The organism is Paenibacillus sp. J23TS9 (assembly GCF_018403225.1).
In the GTDB taxonomy this organism is placed as follows: domain Bacteria; phylum Bacillota; class Bacilli; order Paenibacillales; family Paenibacillaceae; genus Paenibacillus_AQ.
Map to the genome: position 1 here is coordinate 34,100 of NZ_BOSG01000010.1, position 19,547 is coordinate 53,646.

Consider the following 19,547-nt stretch of genomic DNA (forward strand, 5'->3'; position numbering starts at 1 on the left):
AGTATATACGGGCGGATGATTGTTCGGGTTATTAAGGTTTCGAAAGGTAAAATTGCATGATCCAATAAAATGGAGTAACGGAAAGAGAGGAGATATGTAACTGTGAAAAGAAAGAGTATCGCCGGCTTGCTGCTGGCAGGGGCTATTGCTGCATTGTCATTAACATCTTTGGGAGGGTGCTCCTCCAAGGAGACGCTTCATATTTATAGTTGGGCGGATAATTTCGACGAGGATGTACTGAAGGATTTTGAGAGCAAGTACAACGTTGATATCACGTACGATAACTATGCAAACAATGAGGACCTGCTGGCCAAGATCAAGGCAGGCGGAGGCGGTTATGATCTGATTCAGCCTTCCGATTATATGGTGGCTACGATGATCAAGAACCAGCTGCTGGAGCCGCTGGATATGAAAAACGTTCCGAATTTCGCCAACGTTCAGGAATCTTTGAAGGATCCGGTCTATGATCCAGGCAATAAATATTCGATCGTGTACATGTCCGGCGTGACCGGGATTGCTTATAACAAGAAGTATGTGAAGGACAAGATCGACAGCTGGGAAGACCTATGGAATCCTGCTTATAAAGGCAAGGTGCTGCTGCTGGATGACAACCGCGAGGTGATTGGCATGGCGCTGAAAAAGCAAGGCCATTCTAACAGCTCCACGAATGAAGGCGAAATCAAATCCGCTGTGGATGATCTGAAAAAGCTGCTGCCAAACGTGCTTGCTTTTGATACAGATACCATTAAGCAAAAAATGATTCAGGAAGAAGGCTGGATCGGAACGGTATGGTCCGGTGATGCTGCCTTTATTGTGAAGGACAATCCAGATATTGAATATGTGGTACCCAAAGAAGGTTCTACGATTTTCTCTGACAACTATGCGATTCCAAAAGGCGCCAAAAACAAGGAGCTGGCTGAAAAGTTCATCAACTACATGCTGGATCCGCAGGTGAGCGCGAAGAACTACGAAACTGTCGGTTACAGCGATCCGAACGCCAAGGCGATGCAATATCACAGTGAAGCATACCGTAACAACCATATGATTAATCTGACTGAAGATGAGATGAAGCGTACCGAATGGCTCGGTGACGTTGGCGCGACGCTTCAGGTATACGACCGTTACTGGACTGAACTCAAGAGCGGACGGGAGTAAATGACCGGAATGCTGTAACAACGTTTATAGAAGTGAGCAAAACCCCTTTCCTTCATGGAGAGGGGTTTTTTGTGTATTTAAATTGCTGCAGTTGAAAAATAATAGACAATAATATAAAATGTCTAATATATAATAAATATTGTTAGGGGTTGTTTGCTAATGGATACTGTTTCCGAAGATCTGCTGCATGCCGATATTCATGATCTTAAACGCGGTTATGTGGAGGATTCCGGTGTGGATACGTATACATGCCTGATTTGCGGGTACCAAACAGAAAAAGGAATTGTCTACCCGGAGAACGGGATTTTATATGAAGCCGAAAAGTCAATGCGTCGCCATATACAGGATGAGCATGATTCCATGCTTGATTACCTGCTGAGCCTCGACAAGAAGCTGACTGGATTGACGGATCTGCAGCGTACGCTTATCGGATTTTTCAACCAGGGATTAAGTGATCAAGACATTATTGCTGAGATTGACGGAGGGAGCACGTCCACCATCCGTAATCACCGCTTTATGCTGCGGGAGAAGATGAAGCAGGCGAAGCTGTTCCTGGCTGTTATGGAACTGATGGAGGAAGGCGGGAAAAGCCCCGGCCGCCAGCCATCGGCTGCATCGTCTAAATCTGCGCAATCCAAGCTGCCAGGCAAGCTGGGCGAGCGTCTTTCGATCACTAATGAAGAGAATGGGCAGATTTTAAGCAAATATTTTGCGGAAGGGCTGTATGGACCACTTACATCTTTTCCTAAACAGGAAAAGCGCAGAGTTGCTGTTCTGCGACATATGGCCGGAGATTTCGAGCAGGGGCGCACATATTCCGAAAAAGAGGTCAACCAAGTCATTGAAGCACGCTACGCAGACTATGTGACGATGAGAAGGTTTTTGATCGAATACGGCTTTATGGACCGTTTGCCGGACGGCAGCGAGTATTGGGTTAAGCAGCCCGAAGAGAAAGGAAAGGTGAAGAAAGACATGAAAAATCAGAGAAGAAAAGAATTGGTAGATGAATATATGAGCACGCCGCGACCTATGGGGGTTATCCAAATCCGCAACCTGGAAAATGGAAAGATATATGTGACAAGCAGCACGAATTTGCCGGGGGCAATTAACGGCCAGAAAGCGAGACTTCATTCCGACTACCATGTCAGCCAAGCGTTGCAAAAAGACTGGAAGGAGCTTGGGGAAAAAGCTTTTGCTTTTGAAATTCTTGAGGAGCTGCAGCCTGACCCACAGGCAGCCAATGATCTGAAGCAGCAAAAGATTTATACGGATAAAGTGGCCAAGATGGAGAAGGAATGGCTTGAGAAGCTCCAACCTTATGATGATAAGGGCTATAACAAACGTCCACGGGCAAATAAATTGTAAAAGGACTAAAAAAGGCTCCCTCATCTGTCATTTTCTTGTTACTTATCTCTCTTTCGCATCGCTTAGGATATACATACCTGCAAGTTTGGGTAATAATCCCTAGCGCATATTTATTGGATTGGAATGGGAGAGAACCGGGAAAATGAATAAATGGATGAAATGGAGTTCCATCATGATGTCAGCAAGTCTGCTGATTGGCGAAGCAAACGCTGTTCAGGCCGCAAAAGCTCCGGCTTCTGTAAAAGCGCCTGCTCTCACAAAGGCTGTACAGATGGTGCAGGTACAGCTCATATTTAATGATAATAAGCTGCAGCAGAAGGGATTGTTGGTAAACGGGCGGACCATGGTTCCGATTACGGTACTTAGGGATGTCATGAGTCTTCCCATTTCCTACGATAACAGCACGTATACGTATAATGTAGGTTCAGGAACCAGCCAGCTGAATTTGGATACATCCGAATACGGCGTTCTGACGAGTGTGAATCATTTTTATATGGGAAGCATCAGTACCGATTACAACGCCGTGAATATTGAAGGAAGGCTTTATGTACCTTTCAAGCTATTGAATGATGTGCTTAATTACAAGGGAGAGTATGATGAGGTAACTCATACGCTGAAACTGGAGAAAAGGGATACCAACGCCATCCAAGTGATGACGGGAACTTTGTCGCAGAAGACCAAAGATCTCGAGACGATGATTCAATATCCTCAGATTACCGGCCTGGCTGATATACAGGTACTGCAGCAGATCAATGAAGAATTCAAGAGAAAAGCGGATGCTTTTGCAGCGGAGGGATTAGAAAGATCTTCACACCGCGATCCTGAACTTGTTCCTTTTCCCTATACCTATAATACGAATTATATGGTGATGTACAATCAAAATGGCATTCTCAGCGTGCTGACTGATCAATCTACGTATACCGGAGGCGAGGATCCTGTTCAGCGAGAAGCAATGACCTTCTCCCTTAAGGATGGTCGCCCCTTAAGCTTGAGTGATCTGCTTCCCCAAGGCAGCGGTGCGGAGGAGAAGCTGTATCAGATTCTGGCGGAGCGCATGAAGAAGGATGGCAACACTATGAGTCTTGAAAATAACCGGAGTTCTCTCCAATTCTACGTATCCGGTGCCGGTCTGAACTTTTACTTCGGAAATACCGGTCCTGAATCCTTTACTAAAGGAATTCGGACGTATACGGTAGGTTTCCGCGAGCTGCTATCAGCAGATGCGGATCCTTTTGCAGCGTTCAAGTAAATCGTTTAGTACCGGACTTATCCAGGCATATGGAAAAATGATGAACAGAATTATACTTTTTTTCGCTTGTATACGACAATACTGTAACCGCGTTTGTCATCAAATGAGGCGAGTCCCTTTGTATAATAAGGGAGTGGATAAATTCTGTAATCATTCATATGACTAGCATATGTAGCAATCTTTGGAGAGAGGGGACTAAAAGCAATGAATAAAACAATGAAATGGAGCGCGGCTGTACTTGCTGCCGGCGTGCTTTTTGGTGGAGCGAATATGACAGGGGGGGCAATGGTACATGCAGCGGCCGTTAAACCGGTAGTAAAGCAGGGCGTGCAGCCGTCCGTTGTCCTCAAATATAACGGTACAACTTTAAAAGAGCAGGGGAAAATCGTGAACGGCATTACAATGATTCCGGTGACGGTTCTGCGTGATTCGCTGGGTCTGCCGCTGAATTATAACCCGGGTACGAAAACCTATAGCGTTGGAAGCGGAACAACCAAGCTGAATCTTGAATTGTCCGAGTATGGCGTAGCCTCGAATCTGAACAGCTATTATATTTATAGCTATGGCGATAACGACATCGATATCTATGAATCCAAAAATATCGGCGGTCATCTGTACGTACCATTTAAGGTACTGAACGATTTTATGGGCTTTAAGGGCGTATGGAATCCTTCCCTAAAGTCGCTTGACATCAGCAAGCAGGAGATGAACAACATCAGTGTTTCCAGTGAGACGCTGACCAAGAGCAATAAAAATGCCAGCATCGTGATTCATTATCCGAAAGTGAGTGGACTCCCTGAGGATGTGCAATCCAAGATCAACAAAGCCTTTAAGGATGATGCCGAAGCCTTCGCTGCAGATAGCGAAGAGCAGGCGAGCCACAGGGATGGTAAGATCGAGCATATGTACGACTTTGTCCAGAGCTTCGTTGTTACCTACAACCGCGAAGGCATCCTCAGCGTGGTTACCGATAAGTATGGATATTCGGGAGGGGCTCATGGCGGCACATACCGCGACGGCAAGACTTTCTCTCTGAAGGACGGCAAGCAGCTGGAGCTGGGCGATGTGCTTAAGGCCGCACCGGATTACAAGCAGAAGCTCGACAAGCTGCTGAAGCAGAAAACGATAAAGGTTACCTTTGACGGCAAGGGAGCAGGCCTCTCGGATCAGCCGAGCTTCTATGTCAAAGAGGGCGGACTTGCTATCTACTATCAACAGTACGAGATTGCGCCTTATGCGGCAGGTCTTCCGACGTATACGTTCAGTTTCGGCGAACTGCTTCCGAAGGGTACCGACCCATTCGCGGATTACAAATAAGTATTGTTCATTATGAAAATAAAGAAGGTGTCGCAGGTTTTAAGCCTGAGGCACCTTCTTTTGTTGCATTCAGAAAATACCATAGAATGTAAGGATGGAACATGATAAAAAGAGAGCCGCCTCCTTAGGTTCAGGAAGCAGCTCTCTTTTAATGCCTAAAAGCTTAGACGCCTTGCACCGGAGGATGCTCCAGTACTTTATCGATCAGGCCGTATTCAGCGGCATCTTTTGCACTCATGAAGTAGTCGCGGTCCGTATCCTTCTCGATCCGTTCCAGCGGCTGACCCGTACGATCAGCGAGGATGCGGTTCAATGTATCACGCATTTTCAGGATGCGGCGGGCGCGGATCTCGATATCCGTTGCCTGACCCTGAGCGCCGCCGAGCGGCTGGTGAATCATGATTTCACTGTTTGGCAGACCGAAACGTTTGCCTTTGGCACCCGCATTCAAGAGGAATGCGCCCATGGAAGCAGCGAGGCCTACGCAGATGGTAGATACATCCGGCTTAATGTACTGCATTGTATCAAAAATCGCCATACCGGCTGTGATGGAGCCGCCCGGGCTGTTGATGTAAAGGTGAATATCCTTTTCAGGGTCTTCGGCAGCCAGGAACAGAAGCTGGGCAATAATCGAATTGGCAACCACGTCGTTGACATCGGAACCCAGGAAAATAATGCGGTCTTTCAAGAGTCTGGAATAAATGTCGTACGCGCGTTCGCCGCGGTTGCTTTGTTCAACGACCATAGGTACATAACTCACGTGGAAAACCTCCCTATTCACATAGATCAAGTATAATCATTCTATACATACTGTTACCGTATTAACCACATGATAAACAATTTCAAACAAAAAGTCAAAGATAGTCAAACTCAGGGTAAAAAAAATAGCCGATGATTGGCTTTTGTCCTGTTGGTTAAACATATGGTAGAAGTTTGGTAAAAATAATGGCGCGCCCGCGAGGAATTGAACCTCGATCTCAGGCTCCGGAGGCCTACGTCATATCCATTGGACCACGGGCGCGTAATGTAATTTCTGTAGAATGAGTGTCGGTAAATCATGTCACCACACGTCCTATACAGCAAAAATTATTATATGATATATGGCTGAAGATTGCAAGAGATCTTTTGGTGAATAGGGACAAGTACGTGTTATTGGCGGTGATGCAGGCCTTTTGCCCGTACACCTGTATAAGAGGAAAGAAGAATGTGAAGGATAGACGTTAGACTACTTGCAACTGACCTGAAAATTGAGTAGAATGTAAGTGGGACTTAAAACGTTAACCCGGGACATTTTAAGGCCAAGGAGTCAGAGTGAAGGAAGTTGAAGTTGCAGGAGTGGAAAGCAATGCGGAAAATAATAGAGATACAAAAGCAGCTTCTGCCTGATCTCATGGACATCCTCAAGACAAGGTACACCATTCTTCATCAGATCATGCTTTCGGAGCTGATAGGCCGGCGTACGCTGGCAGCATCGCTTCATATGACGGAGCGGGTTTTGCGGGCAGAGACAGATTTGTTGAAAGCCCAAGGACTCATTGAAATTGAAAGCTCCGGCATGAAAGTCAGCGAAGCGGGACGAAGCCTGCTGGAACAGATGGGACCGATGGCCAAGGAGCTGTTCGGACTGAACGAGCTCGGTGAGAAAATCCGTCATGCCTACGGCCTGCAGAAGGTTGTGGTCGTGCCGGGGGACTGTGAAAACTCACCGCTGACCAAACGCGATCTCGGACGTGCAGGAGCCAAGGCTCTGCTAGGAGTTATGAATCAAGAAGACACCGTGGCAGTCACCGGTGGTTCCACGCTGGCAGCTGTTGCGGAGGAGCTCAATCCTCAAGTGTCTGTCCCTATGAAGAACAGCTGGTTTGTACCGGCGAGAGGCGGCCTTGGAGAGAGTATGGAATTCCAGGCGAACACCATTGCCTCTACCATGGCGAAGCGTGTAGGCGCACAGTACCGGCTGCTTCATGTACCGGATCTGCTGAGCGATGACGCGTATCAATCGCTTGTACAGGACAGGAATATCCAGGAAATTGTACAGGTGATCCGGCAGTGCCGTATTATTATGCACGGCATTGGGGACGCAATGGAAATGACCCGGCGCAGAAGGCTGGATTTATCTACGGTGCAGGATATTCAGAAGGAAGGCGCGGTGGCCGAATCTTTTGGCTACTACTTTAACGAACAGGGTGAAGTTGTTCATCGGATGCTCACGCTTGGCCTCCGGCTCGAGGATATTATGAGAACGGAGATCGTGATTGGGATCGCTGGCGGGAGAGACAAGGCGGATGCCATTCACTCCGTGCTGAAGTTCGGACACGAGAACATACTCGTTACGGATGAGGCAGCAGCAATCGAAATTTGCAGACGAATTGATGAACAATTACCTGAAAGTCATTAAAACAACAGAGTTATCAATACAGGTGTAATGCCTGTTTTGAATAAATACTGGATTTTGCGACCGTATTAACGGCTTTTGCAGAATCCTCAAAAAAAAGAAATTCTAGGAGGACTATTCAATGAGTGTAAAAGTAGGCATTAACGGTTTCGGACGTATCGGACGACTCGCTTTCCGCCGCATTCAAAATGTGGAAGGCATCGAAGTTGTGGCAATCAACGACTTGACTGATGCTAAAATGTTGGCTCATTTGCTTAAATATGATACAACGCAAGGCAAATTCGGTGGCGATGTTGAAGTTCATGACGGCTTCTTCAAAGTAAACGGCAAAGAAGTTAAGGTTCTTGCGAACCGTAACCCTGAAGAGCTTCCTTGGGGAGATCTCGGCGTTGATATCGTTCTGGAATGTACCGGATTCTTCACTACTAAAGAAGCAGCTGAAAAGCACCTGAAAGGCGGAGCTAAGAAAGTTGTAATCTCTGCTCCAGCTACAGGCGACATGAAAACGATCGTTTACAACGTTAACCATGAAACTCTGGACGGAACTGAAACAGTAATCTCCGGCGCTTCTTGCACAACGAACTGCCTCGCACCAATGGCTAAAACATTGAACGACAAGTTCGGTATCATTGAAGGCCTGATGACTACAATCCATGCTTACACTGGCGACCAAAACACTTTGGATGCTCCACATCCAAAAGGCGACTTCCGCCGCGCTCGTGCAGCTGCTGAAAACATCATTCCTAACACAACAGGTGCTGCTAAAGCCATCGGTCTGGTTATCCCTGATCTTCAAGGCAAACTTGACGGTGCAGCTCAGCGTGTTCCGGTTCCAACTGGTTCCCTGACTGAACTCGTAACTGTTCTGGACAAAAAAGTAACAGCTGACGAAGTTAACGCAGCTATGAAAGCAGCTTCCGATCCAGAAACTTACGGCTACACTGAAGACGAAATCGTATCTTCCGATATCAAAGGTATCACTTTCGGTTCCCTCTTCGACGCTACACAAACAAAAGTGCTGACTGTTGGCGACAAACAACTCGTTAAAACAGTAGCTTGGTATGACAACGAAATGTCTTACACAGCTCAATTGGTTCGCACATTGGAATACTTCGCTAAACTGGCTAAGTAATAACGACGCCGTTTAACGAACATATGGAGCGGAAACAGAACTTTTTGTTTCCGCTCTTTATAAATACATGGTTTTTTTGTTGCATAGAGAAATGATTTGGATAGAGAAACTGGAGAGTTTGGATAGATAGAATCTAAGAGGATTGTAAAAATCCCGATACTTATTATAGATTGAACTAAAGGCTTTGCGGGCAGATAGGTGTTCGGGGCATGACTTCTCTTTAGTTCATTCTATAACTGTTACCCCTGATTCCTGATACAAACAAATAATGGGTACGGAGGAACGAACAATGAATAAAAAGTCTGTACGTGATGTGGAAGTAAACGGAAAACGCGTTTTTGTACGCGTGGATTTCAATGTGCCTTTGGAAGACGGCAAAATTACTGACGATACACGGATCCGCGAAACACTGCCAACGATCAAGTATTTGATCGAAAACGGTGCTAAAGTCATTTTGGCGAGCCATATGGGCCGTCCAAAAGGGCAATTTGTGGACTCCATGCGCTTGACACCTGCTGCAGAGCGTCTGTCCGAGCTGCTCGGCAAACCGGTCGCAAAAGCGGACGAAGCTGTGGGCGAGGCCGTAAAAGCCGAGATTGCGAAAATGCAAAACGGCGACGTGCTTTTGCTTGAAAACGTGCGTTTCTATCCTGGTGAAGAAAAGAATGATCCAGAGCTTGCCAAGCAATTTGCAGAGCTTGCCGATCTGTTCGTTAACGACGCATTTGGCGCCGCTCACCGCGCACATGCTTCGACAGAAGGCATCGCTCATTTCCTGCCGGCTGTATCCGGTCTTTTGATGGAGAAGGAATTGTCTGTACTGGGCAAAGCGCTCTTGAATCCGGAACGTCCTTTCACAGCCATTATCGGCGGATCGAAAGTTAAAGATAAAATCGATGTTATCGACAACCTGCTGAACATTGCAGATAACGTTCTGATCGGCGGCGGACTGTCCTATACCTTCATGAAGGCTCAAGGATATGAAATTGGCTTGTCTTTGTGCGATAATGATAAACTGGATGTAGCGCTCGGATTTATCCAAAAAGCGAAGGACCTCGGCAAGAATTTCTTGCTTCCGGTGGATATCGTTATTGCGGACGACTTCAAAGCGGATGCCAACGTTGAGATTGTAGAAGTAGGCAACATCCCTGAGAAATGGGAAGGCGTGGACATCGGACCGAAAACCCGCGCTAAATATGCCGAAGTGATCAAAAACTCCAAGCTGGTCGTATGGAACGGACCGATGGGCGTATTCGAAATCGACCCATTCTCCAACGGCACGCGTGAAGTGGCTGAAGCTTGTGCGACAACAGAAGGCTACACCATCATCGGCGGTGGTGACTCTGCGGCAGCAACGGAAAAATTCCATTTGGCTGACAAAATGAATCACATCTCCACAGGCGGTGGCGCTTCGCTGGAGTTCATGGAAGGCAAGGCGCTTCCTGGTGTCGTAGCCCTGAACGATAAATAATCCGGGTGGTACAGCTTGTAAGGACTTAAGAAGGAGTTGAAACATGTGAGAACACCAATCATTGCAGGCAACTGGAAAATGTTTAAGACAGTGAAGGAAGCCAAAGCATTCATCGAAGAAGTAAAAGGCAAAGCGGAAGTCGACGGCGTGGAAAGCGTGATTTGTGCGCCATTCACCAATCTTCCAGCTTTGGTCGAAGCAGTTAAGGGAACTTCCCTTAAAATCGGTGCCCAAAACCTGCATTTCGAAGACAACGGCGCGTTTACCGGTGAAATCAGCGGCGAAATGCTGAAGGATCTGGGCGTGGACTATGTTATCATCGGACACTCCGAACGCCGTGCTTATTTTGCGGAAACGGACGAGACCGTCAACAAGAAAATGCATGCAGCATTCCGTCATGGACTGACTCCAATCGTATGTGTGGGTGAAAAGCTCGAAGAGCGTGAAGCCGGCCAAACGAAGGATGTTTGCAGAGTGCAAACGGAAGCAGCTTTTAAGGGCCTGTCCGCAGATCAGGCAGCTGAAACAGTCATTGCTTACGAACCGATCTGGGCCATTGGAACGGGTAAATCTTCAACGGCACAGGACGCGAATGAAGTTATTTCTTACATCCGCGAACTGGTGAAAGGATTGTATGGAGAAGGAGTAGCAAACAAGGTACGCATTCAATACGGCGGCAGCGTGAAGCCTGAGAATGTAGCTGAGTACATGGGCCAAAGCGACATCGATGGCGCTCTTGTCGGCGGTGCCAGCTTGCAGCCTGCCTCTTACATCCACCTTGTCCAGGGGGCGAAGTAAGATGACCGCACCTAGACCGGTAGCACTGATTATTATGGACGGATTCGGACTTCGCGGCACAGAGGAAGGCAACGCCGTTGCTCAAGCCAAGAAGCCCAATTATGACCGTTTGAGAGCAAAATATCCGCATACCACGCTGACGGCTTGCGGTGAAGCCGTAGGCTTGCCTGCGGGCCAAATGGGCAACTCTGAAGTGGGCCATTTGAACATTGGAGCAGGACGCGTTGTGTATCAGGATTTGACCCGGATTTCGAAATCGATCCGCGAGGGTGAGTTCTTCGGAAACCCGACGTTGGTTGAGGCAGTACGTGCTGCCAAAAACAACGGCAAGAAGCTGCATCTGTACGGCCTTCTCTCGGATGGCGGCGTACACAGCCACATTGAGCATTTGTTCGCTATGCTCGATCTCGCCAAGAAAGAAGAACTGGATGAAGTATATATCCACGCCTTCCTTGACGGGCGCGATGTGGCTCCGGATTCCGGCAAGAAGTTCGTTGAAGAGCTTCAGGCCAAAATCAAAGAAGTAGGCATCGGCAAGATTGCGGCCGTACAAGGCCGCTATTATGCAATGGACCGTGACAAGCGCTGGGAGCGTGTAGAGAAGTCTTACCGTGCAATCGTGTACGGAGATGGACCTAAATACACCGATCCTCTGGAAGCTGTTACGGAATCCTACAACAAATCGGTATTCGATGAGTTTGTAGAGCCTACGGTCATTGTGGATGAGAACGGCCAGCCGGTATCTCTTGTGGAAAGCGGCGACTCTGTCGTGTTCCTCAATTTCCGTCCGGACCGTGCCATTCAGCTGTCCCAGGTATTCACGAACAAGGACTTCCGCGGCTTTGACCGAGGACCGAAATTCCCTGAGAACCTTCATTTTGTATGTCTGACGCTGTTCAGCGAGACGGTGGAAGGGTTTGTAGCTTACGAGCCGAAAAACCTGGACAATACGCTTGGTGAAGTGCTTGTGCAGAACAACAAAAAACAGCTTCGTATTGCGGAGACGGAAAAGTACCCGCATGTTACCTTCTTCTTCAGCGGTGGACGCGATGTTGAGCTTCCGGGCGAAACACGCATCCTGATTAATTCGCCGAAGGTTGCAACCTATGATCTGCAGCCTGAGATGAGCGCTTACGAAGTGGCAGATGCCTGCGTGAAGGAAATTGAGGCTGAAAAGCATGATGCGATCATCCTGAACTTTGCGAACCCTGATATGGTTGGACACTCCGGCATGCTGGAGCCGACAATCAAGGCCGTTGAAGTGACAGATGAATGCATGGGTAAAGTTGTGGATGCCGTCATTGCCAAAGGCGGGGTAGCGATTATTATCGCGGACCACGGTAACGCCGATATGGTATTTGATGAAAATGGACGTCCGTTTACAGCACATACAACCAACCCGGTACCGTTTATTTTGACAGCTGATAACGTGACACTGCGTGAGGAAGGTATCCTGGCCGACGTGGCTCCTACCATTCTTGATCTGATGCAGCTGCCGAAGCCGGCCGAAATGACCGGAGAATCGATGATTGCAAGCCGTAAATAAGCGGTATAATGATATAGATGAGATTTAACCTGGACTAAATATGAACGACAAAGGAGAACAAGTACTATGACTATTATTTCTGACGTGTACGCACGCGAAGTCCTCGACTCCCGCGGCAACCCGACTGTTGAAGTTGAAGTTTATCTGGAATCCGGCGCTATGGGCCGTGCAATCGTTCCATCCGGCGCATCTACAGGCGCTCACGAGGCTGTTGAGCTTCGCGATGGCGACAATTCCCGTTACCTCGGTAAAGGCGTTCTGACTGCTGTTAATAACGTAAATGAAATTATCGCTCCTGAAGTTATCGGTATGGACGCTCTTGACCAGCTCGGCATCGACAAAATGATGATCAAACTGGACGGAACTCCAAACAAAGGTAAACTGGGCGCGAACGCTATTCTGGCTGTTTCTATGGCTACTGCACGCGCAGCAGCTGACGCTTTGGACCTGCCGCTGTATGTATACCTCGGCGGATTCAACGCTAAACAACTGCCTGTACCTATGATGAACATCGTTAACGGCGGCGCTCATGCCGACAATAACGTAGACGTGCAAGAATTCATGGTTCTGCCAGTAGGCGCTCCTACTTTCAAAGAAGCCCTTCGCACAGGCGCTGAGATCTTCCACAGCTTGAAATCCGTACTTAAGGGTAAAGGCCTCAATACTGCAGTAGGCGACGAAGGCGGCTTTGCTCCTAACTTCACTTCCAACGAAGACGCATTGTCTTCCATTATGGAAGCTATTGAAAAAGCTGGTTACAAACCAGGCGTTGACGTATTCCTCGGCATGGACGTAGCTTCGACCGAGTTCTACAAAGACGGCAAATACCATCTCGAAGGCGAAGGCAAATCCTTCACTTCCGAAGAATTCGTTGATCTGCTCGCTTCTTGGGTCGACAAATATCCGATCATCACGATCGAAGACGGATGCTCCGAAGATGACTGGGAAGGTTGGAAGCTTCTTACCCAGAAGCTTGGCAGCAAAATCCAACTCGTTGGTGACGACTTGTTCGTTACAAACACAGAGCGCCTAGGCAAAGGTATCGATGAAGGTATCGGTAACTCGATCCTGATCAAAGTGAACCAAATCGGTACACTGACTGAAACCTTTGATGCTATCGAAATGGCGAAACGCGCTGGCTACACAGCTGTTATCTCCCACCGTTCCGGTGAGTCCGAGGACAGCACCATCGCTGACATCGCTGTTGCAACCAATGCAGGCCAAATCAAAACGGGTGCACCTTCCCGTACCGACCGTATTGCGAAGTACAACCAATTGCTCCGCATTGAGGACGAACTGGCTGATCTGGCTCAATACAACGGCCTGAAATCCTTCTACAACCTGAAAAGATAATTGCAGCCCTAATGCAGTAATAAAAGCTGTTCCGGCTTCATACCGGAACAGCTTTTTTGTTCTTTTTTCTGCCAAAGGGAGGGGGAAGTCCTTGTTTTAGGAAATGGGCTATGATACAATAAAAATGCTGTTTATGGACGATGAATTTGCATTTATTAGAGGGTTTTGAAAAAATCCCATATAAGTTGATGTTTAGCTATTAGGAGGTGGAACGAATGGATATCTTATTGAAGGTGCTGCTTGTGGTTTTCTCTGTTGCTTTGATCGCAATTGTTCTTTTGCAGAAAGGGAAAAGCGCAGGTCTGGCCGGTGCCATCTCCGGTGGCGCAGAACATCTTTTCGGAAAAACGAAAGCACGCGGCATGGATTTGGTCTTGCAGCGCGTCACGGTGGTTGTCGCAGCCTGCTTCTTTATTCTGGCCATTCTTACGGCTGTCTTTGCGAAATAATATAGCTGATTTGAGAAAACCTTCGCTCTTGCAATGAAGATGAGCGGGGGTTTTTTTGATATATTGGAAACGGTATACAACCGCCTCTTTCAGCAGTAATTAGGGTGCTGGCAGGGATGTAAACGATTAAATTCGTGTATACTAGGGTATGTGTATACTAAAGCGGCAAAAAACATTATGAATTAATACATAGATACTTGCGGAAGGATTACTCCTACCTGCGAGTCAACCGAGGAGATAATCATGATAACGGAACAATCAATAATGGATTTGATGCAGGAACCGGATTATAAACCAATGACCTATCAGGAGTTGGAGAAGCATTTTGCAATCGCCGATGCGGTGGAATTCAAGGAATTCCTGAAGCTGCTGAATGCGCTTGAGCAGCAAGGAAAGATCATGATGACGCGCTCGGACCGTTATGGTCTCCCAGAACGTCTGGATTTGCAGCGCGGACGGCTGCAGGTGCATGCCAAGGGCTTTGCATTCCTGATCCCCGAGGATAAGGAGCATCCGGATGTGTATATCGGAGCTCATGACCTCATGGGCGCCATGAACGGCGATACGGTGCTTGCCCGCGTTACAACCCGGGGACCTGCAGGCGGCAAGCTTGAAGGTGAAGTCGTGAAGATCGTTACACGCGCTGTCAGTCAGGTTGTAGGCGTATTTCAAGGGCATGAAGCATACGGTTTTGTACTGCCGGATGATAAGCGGATTGTACGCGACATTTTCATCCCGAAGGAGTCGATCGCAGGTGCGGTAGACGGGGATAAGGTCGTTGCGAAAATCATCAGCTATCCGGAAGGACGTACGGCAGCGGAAGGCGAAATTGTCGAGGTTCTCGGACACAAGGATGATCCAGGCGTGGATATTCTGTCCATTATCCGCAAGCATCAACTCCCAGAGGGCTTCCCTGAGGAAGTCATGGAAGAAGCGGAGAATGCACCGGATTCGATCACCGAAGAGGAGATTGCAAAGCAGGGCCGCCGGGACCTGCGCGGCAAAAAAATCGTCACTATTGATGGCGAGGATGCCAAGGATTTGGATGATGCCGTTAACGTGGAGCGTCTGGAGAATGGTCATTTCCGTCTAGGCGTTCATATTGCTGATGTCGGCTACTATGTGCGCGAGAACTCCGAGCTCGACAAGGAAGCATATAATCGGGGCTGCAGCGTATATCTTGTAGACCGGGTAATTCCGATGCTGCCGCATCGTCTTTCCAACGGAATCTGCAGCTTGAATCCGCAGGTCGATCGTTTGACTCTATCCTGTGAGATGGAATTCGACGAGCATATGAAGGTTGTAAAACATGACGTGTTTACAAGCGTCATCAAGACGAAAGAACGGATGACCTATAATAATGTGCGTAAAATCCTCGAGGATGAAGAACCCGAGCTGATGGAGCGCTACAAGGATCTCGTCGATGATTTCCGGTTGATGAAAGAAATCGCATTAAAACTGCGTTCGAAGCGTATGAACAGAGGCGCGGTTGACTTTGATTTTGTGGAATCCAAGGTTATCGTGGATGAAAACGGTAAGCCGGTTGATATCGTGAAACGCGAGCGCTCGATTGCCGAGCAGATTATCGAGGAGTTCATGCTGGCGGCCAACGAGACCGTAGCCGAACATTTTCACTGGCTGAAGGTGCCGTTCATCTACCGGATTCACGAAAATCCGGATCCCGAGAAGCTGCAGAATTTCATGGCCTTTGCCGAGAATTTCGGCTACCACGTTAAGGGACGGGGCAATGCGATACACCCGCGTGCGCTGCAGAATTTATTGGAGCAAATCAAGGATACCAAGGAACAAACAGTCATCAGCACGATGATGCTGCGTTCGATGAAGCAGGCGAAGTATGATGCGGACATGTCGGGTCACTTTGGTCTGGCAGCTGAGTTCTACTCACATTTCACATCGCCGATCCGCCGTTATCCCGATTTGGTGATACACCGTGTTATTCGCGAGGTCATTGAGAGCAATAACATATTGTCAGAGAAGCGGCAGGAGTATCTGGCATCACGGATGCCGGAGATTGCTCAGCACTCCTCCGAACGTGAGCGCGTAGCTGTTGAAGCGGAGCGCGATACCGACCAGCTGAAGAAAGCGGAGTATATGCTGGACAAGGTCGGCGAGGAATTCGACGGCATGATCAGCAGTGTGACCGGCTTCGGTATGTTCATCGAGCTGCCGAACACGGTTGAGGGTCTGATTCGTCTGGCCGCATTGACTGATGATTATTATAATTTCGATGAAGCATCCATGTCGCTGATTGGCGAGCGGACCTCGAAGATCTATCGCATCGGTGATGAGATTAAAATCCGCGTGGCGCGGGTTAACATGGACGATCACACCATCGACTTTGAGCTGCTGGATATGAAGCCGCGCCGTGAGCGCAATCGCGGCGGCGGGTTTGGCGGTCGGGGCGGTGAACGCAGCGGCGATAAAGGCGGATTTGCACGCGGCGGAGGCCGCGGCAAGAAGGCTGGCTCAGGCGACGGCAAATCCGGACGGCCGGGTAAACGTGAACGCACAGCGACTGGCTCTCCAGCTGGTAGTGCTGCAGGCAGCGCCGGATCGGTGGCGTCCGGCTCGGACAAGCGCGGCAAGCGTGGCGGCGGACGCGGTCCGGCCCCTTCGGACGCAAGCGTGGAAGCGAAACGTCCGATGGCCTTTGGTTTCGGCTCGGGCAAGGGTGGCTACAGCTCGCCTGCACTAGGCGAGAACACCAGCGGCGGACGCCGGAAGAAGACGTCGGGCAGCGGTGTGTTTGTAGGAGAAGGTGCGTCTTCAGGTGAAGGTGGACAGAAACGGCGCAGCGGCGAGCAGGAAGCAGGCAGAGCACCAGGCAATGGTGAAGGCGGCTTCCGCAAGCGCAAGAAGAAAAAAGGTGAAGGTAAAAACAGCACAGCGGCTTTTGTTCGGAAGAAGAAAAAATAATCGTCCGGCTGATGCAGCGAATCATATTTTTGAGTGAAAATGGCTGAGTTTTGGGATTAGGTGGGGCCTTGCTCCACCTTGATTTTGCGGAGGTCAGTTGATACAATGGACTTCTGGTAAGATGCGTCATGAATGATGCAGAAGGACCGGAGGTCTGGCTATTTTGTAATGGGTGAGGAGTGAAGAACATGGGTGGTAAGAAGAGTGACGGGAAGGTACTGGCCCAGAACAAGAAAGCTTCCCATGATTATTTCATCGAGGATACGTACGAAGCAGGCATGGTGCTGACCGGGACGGAGATCAAGTCGATCCGTAATGGTAAGGCGAACATCGGCGACGCTTTCGCCACGATCCGTAATGGGGAAATTCATATTCACAACATGCACATCAGCCCGTTCGAGCAGGGCAACCGGAGCAATCCGACAGATCCGACGCGCACACGTAAGCTGTTGATGCATAAAGAGCAGATTCATAAGCTGCTGGGTCAATCCAAGCAGGACGGTTTCTCTATTGTTCCGCTGAAGATTTACATCCGCAACGGCTATGCCAAGCTCCTGCTGGGCCTGGGCCGCGGTAAGAAGCAGTATGACAAGCGTGAAACGGCTGCCAAGCGTGATGCACAGCGTGACATCCAGCGCGCACTGCGTGAGAAACAGAAAATCGCGCGTTAAAGCACGGTTAAGCGAAAGATCAACCAAGTTTCACCTGTATTTCCTGCAACCTCTGTGTCATTTTGGCCGGATGGTGTGATATAATAAGTATTGTAAGAGGCGCGGTTAACACAACGTCCTTTACATGACTGATGAATTTGCTTCTGATCATCCTTTCTTATGGAGGGAAAGGATGCGGAATAGATTGCTTCTTATGCTGCAGAGCAGCTCATCTAATCCGAAGAAGCCCTTTATAATAAGGGGGCGTTCTTGGATTCGACGGGGATAGTTCGAGCATAGGTTGCGGGTAGTGGGGACGCGTCCACTTCATCAACGCTAAAGCCTATTAAACGGCAAACAACAAAACAACTACGCTTTAGCAGCTTAATAACCTGTTAGCGTGCTCCTACCTAGCATCGCCCATGTGACTAGGCTAGGGGCTAACAAGTAGTGGGATACGCCGCTTCGGTCTCCGCCTGGGGTCGACGGAAGAAGATAATCAGGCTGACCCTTTTGAGATCCGGTAACGGGGAGCTTGATTGGGTGACATCAAAACTGTTACTACACCCGTAGAAGCTTATGTGGCGTTGTCTTCGGACAGGGGTTCGACTCCCCTCGCCTCCATACATAAAACCCGCTCAGTTGAGCGGGTTTTTGCTTTTCAAATGGTTCAATTATAGTGAATACAACCAGCAGTGGAATCCTGCCCTACGCCAGACGAATGCTTTAATAGGACCGAACGAAAAGCATATTCCGGCGAACTGTAAATTTTGCACCTAAAATCCATACTGAAAACTGCCAAGACACAGAAGTATCTTGACATCATATAATATCGTTCGGCATTTCCGGGTGCGACATTGCACAGGTTTCGGGTGGTCAGCTTCAACGTGGGGGAATATGCCGAGCGCTTATGAACAGCCTGAAAAATTATTTTCGGCGATGAGCATAGAGGTGCGCTCAACTCACAAACCTCGTGGGAAATCATGGACCTATTTTCCGATATCAATGTGGAAGGTACCGCGGTTATAATAGTAACTCACGACGCCAAGGTTGCGGCGCGGTCAGAGCGGATTATGTTTATGCGTGAAAATAATATCTATAAATACTAATCCTTAACCAGGTTCCCTTTGATCACGGGACACGTTAGTTTAATCCGCAGCAACAGGCTCATAAAAGATAGTATTGCTGTATGAAGTGGCACCTAGCACTATAAGGGGAATTTCTAATCTTGCGGAATCTTCTGGTGTGATGACTTGTCTCGTTGTCGAGATTGAAAAAGAGAAAACGATCAGCACTATATTAGCGTCAGACGATAAGGGCCATGCGGCTTGTTTGTTATCGGATACTATTTGTTTCATATGAGAAGGGACGATGAGAGGTTGATCTCTTGATATTTTTAATTGGAAAAACTTACAACTTTAAATAGTTGCTCTTATGAGTTATAATATTATTCCGGCCATATAAACGCGATCTTCTAACGGTCGACTAATAAGCAGAGCGGATTTAAAGAAAAAAACTTTTAAAAAAAGCTCTTGCAAAATTTGTTGGAAGATGATAATATATAAGAGTTGCTGCTGAGACAAAATGTTGAAGCGGGAACGAGAAAGAATTTGATCTTTGAAAACTGAACAACGAGTGAGATACAGACCTTGCTTGCAAGGTCGACCGCGAAGCAAATTGGTTCAAGCCTTCTGGCTGAATGATTTGTTGAGCAAAACAATGAGATTATA

At 48.2% G+C, this 19,547-nt stretch carries 13 protein-coding genes, 1 tRNA gene, 1 other RNA gene and 2 pseudogenes; 15 read left to right on the forward strand and 2 right to left on the reverse strand.

The window, feature by feature from the left end; all coding sequences use genetic code 11:
• Positions 1–102 precede the first annotated feature (102 nt).
• The 4 genes and pseudogenes from KJS65_RS29025 (at position 103) to KJS65_RS29040 (ending at position 5,086) form a co-directional block, all read left to right on the forward strand.
• A complete protein-coding gene (locus KJS65_RS29025) occupies positions 103–1,155 on the forward strand; it encodes a polyamine ABC transporter substrate-binding protein (RefSeq protein WP_213653237.1) in 1,053 nt (350 codons plus the stop codon).
• Positions 1,156–1,314: 159 nt separating this feature from the next.
• Positions 1,315–2,094, forward strand: a pseudogene (locus KJS65_RS30030) (DUF2087 domain-containing protein); the annotation flags it as partial.
• 568 nt (positions 2,095–2,662) lie between these two features.
• On the forward strand, positions 2,663–3,769 hold the full coding sequence (locus tag KJS65_RS29035; RefSeq protein WP_213653239.1) for a PdaC/SigV domain-containing protein: 1,107 nt from the start codon (positions 2,663–2,665) through the stop codon (positions 3,767–3,769).
• Between the two features lie 204 nt (positions 3,770–3,973).
• Positions 3,974–5,086 carry a DUF3298 and DUF4163 domain-containing protein gene (locus tag KJS65_RS29040; protein ID WP_213653240.1) on the forward strand — a complete coding sequence of 371 codons (1,113 nt, stop codon included), beginning with the start codon at positions 3,974–3,976 and terminating at the stop codon, positions 5,084–5,086.
• 163 nt (positions 5,087–5,249) lie between these two features.
• Here the strand turns inward: KJS65_RS29040 and clpP are convergent, their stop codons facing one another.
• Both clpP and KJS65_RS29050 read right to left on the reverse strand, forming a co-directional pair.
• Positions 5,250–5,846 (reverse strand): ATP-dependent Clp endopeptidase proteolytic subunit ClpP, encoded by a 597-nt coding sequence (clpP, locus tag KJS65_RS29045; protein WP_136607669.1) that lies wholly within the window; start codon positions 5,844–5,846, stop codon positions 5,250–5,252.
• 186 nt (positions 5,847–6,032) lie between these two features.
• Positions 6,033–6,107, reverse strand: a tRNA-Arg gene (locus tag KJS65_RS29050).
• A 324-nt stretch (positions 6,108–6,431) separates the two neighbouring features.
• Between KJS65_RS29050 and KJS65_RS29055 the strand changes: the two genes are divergently transcribed.
• From KJS65_RS29055 to KJS65_RS30035, 11 genes and pseudogenes are all read left to right on the forward strand, one after another.
• The gene (locus KJS65_RS29055) at positions 6,432–7,484 is read left to right on the forward strand and encodes a sugar-binding transcriptional regulator (RefSeq protein ID WP_213653241.1); all 1,053 of its coding nucleotides are present in this window, start codon (positions 6,432–6,434) and stop codon (positions 7,482–7,484) included.
• Positions 7,485–7,602: 118 nt separating this feature from the next.
• Complete coding sequence (gene gap, locus KJS65_RS29060) at positions 7,603–8,613, forward strand: type I glyceraldehyde-3-phosphate dehydrogenase (RefSeq protein ID WP_136607671.1); 1,011 nt, start codon at positions 7,603–7,605, stop codon at positions 8,611–8,613.
• A gap of 289 nt (positions 8,614–8,902) precedes the next feature.
• Positions 8,903–10,084: a phosphoglycerate kinase gene (locus tag KJS65_RS29065; protein WP_136607672.1), complete on the forward strand. Its 1,182-nt coding sequence runs from the start codon at positions 8,903–8,905 to the stop codon at positions 10,082–10,084.
• A gap of 45 nt (positions 10,085–10,129) precedes the next feature.
• Positions 10,130–10,882 (forward strand): triose-phosphate isomerase, encoded by a 753-nt coding sequence (gene tpiA, locus KJS65_RS29070; protein ID WP_213653242.1) that lies wholly within the window; start codon positions 10,130–10,132, stop codon positions 10,880–10,882.
• 1 nt (position 10,883) lies between these two features.
• Positions 10,884–12,428 (forward strand): 2,3-bisphosphoglycerate-independent phosphoglycerate mutase, encoded by a 1,545-nt coding sequence (gene gpmI / locus KJS65_RS29075; protein ID WP_213653243.1) that lies wholly within the window; start codon positions 10,884–10,886, stop codon positions 12,426–12,428.
• Between the two features lie 66 nt (positions 12,429–12,494).
• The gene (eno, locus tag KJS65_RS29080; protein WP_213653244.1) at positions 12,495–13,781 is read left to right on the forward strand and encodes a phosphopyruvate hydratase; all 1,287 of its coding nucleotides are present in this window, start codon (positions 12,495–12,497) and stop codon (positions 13,779–13,781) included.
• A gap of 215 nt (positions 13,782–13,996) precedes the next feature.
• Positions 13,997–14,230 (forward strand): preprotein translocase subunit SecG, encoded by a 234-nt coding sequence (gene secG, locus KJS65_RS29085; RefSeq protein ID WP_136607676.1) that lies wholly within the window; start codon positions 13,997–13,999, stop codon positions 14,228–14,230.
• 243 nt (positions 14,231–14,473) lie between these two features.
• Positions 14,474–17,167, forward strand: coding sequence for a ribonuclease R (gene rnr, locus KJS65_RS29090; RefSeq protein ID WP_213653245.1), 2,694 nt, complete (start codon positions 14,474–14,476; stop codon positions 17,165–17,167).
• 188 nt (positions 17,168–17,355) lie between these two features.
• A complete protein-coding gene (gene smpB, locus KJS65_RS29095; protein WP_160501109.1) occupies positions 17,356–17,838 on the forward strand; it encodes an SsrA-binding protein SmpB in 483 nt (160 codons plus the stop codon).
• Between the two features lie 239 nt (positions 17,839–18,077).
• Positions 18,078–18,444: a transfer-messenger RNA gene (ssrA, locus tag KJS65_RS29100) on the forward strand.
• Positions 18,445–18,670: 226 nt separating this feature from the next.
• Positions 18,671–18,914, forward strand: a pseudogene (locus KJS65_RS30035) (ABC transporter ATP-binding protein); the annotation flags it as partial.
• Between the last annotated feature and the right edge of the window lie 633 nt (positions 18,915–19,547).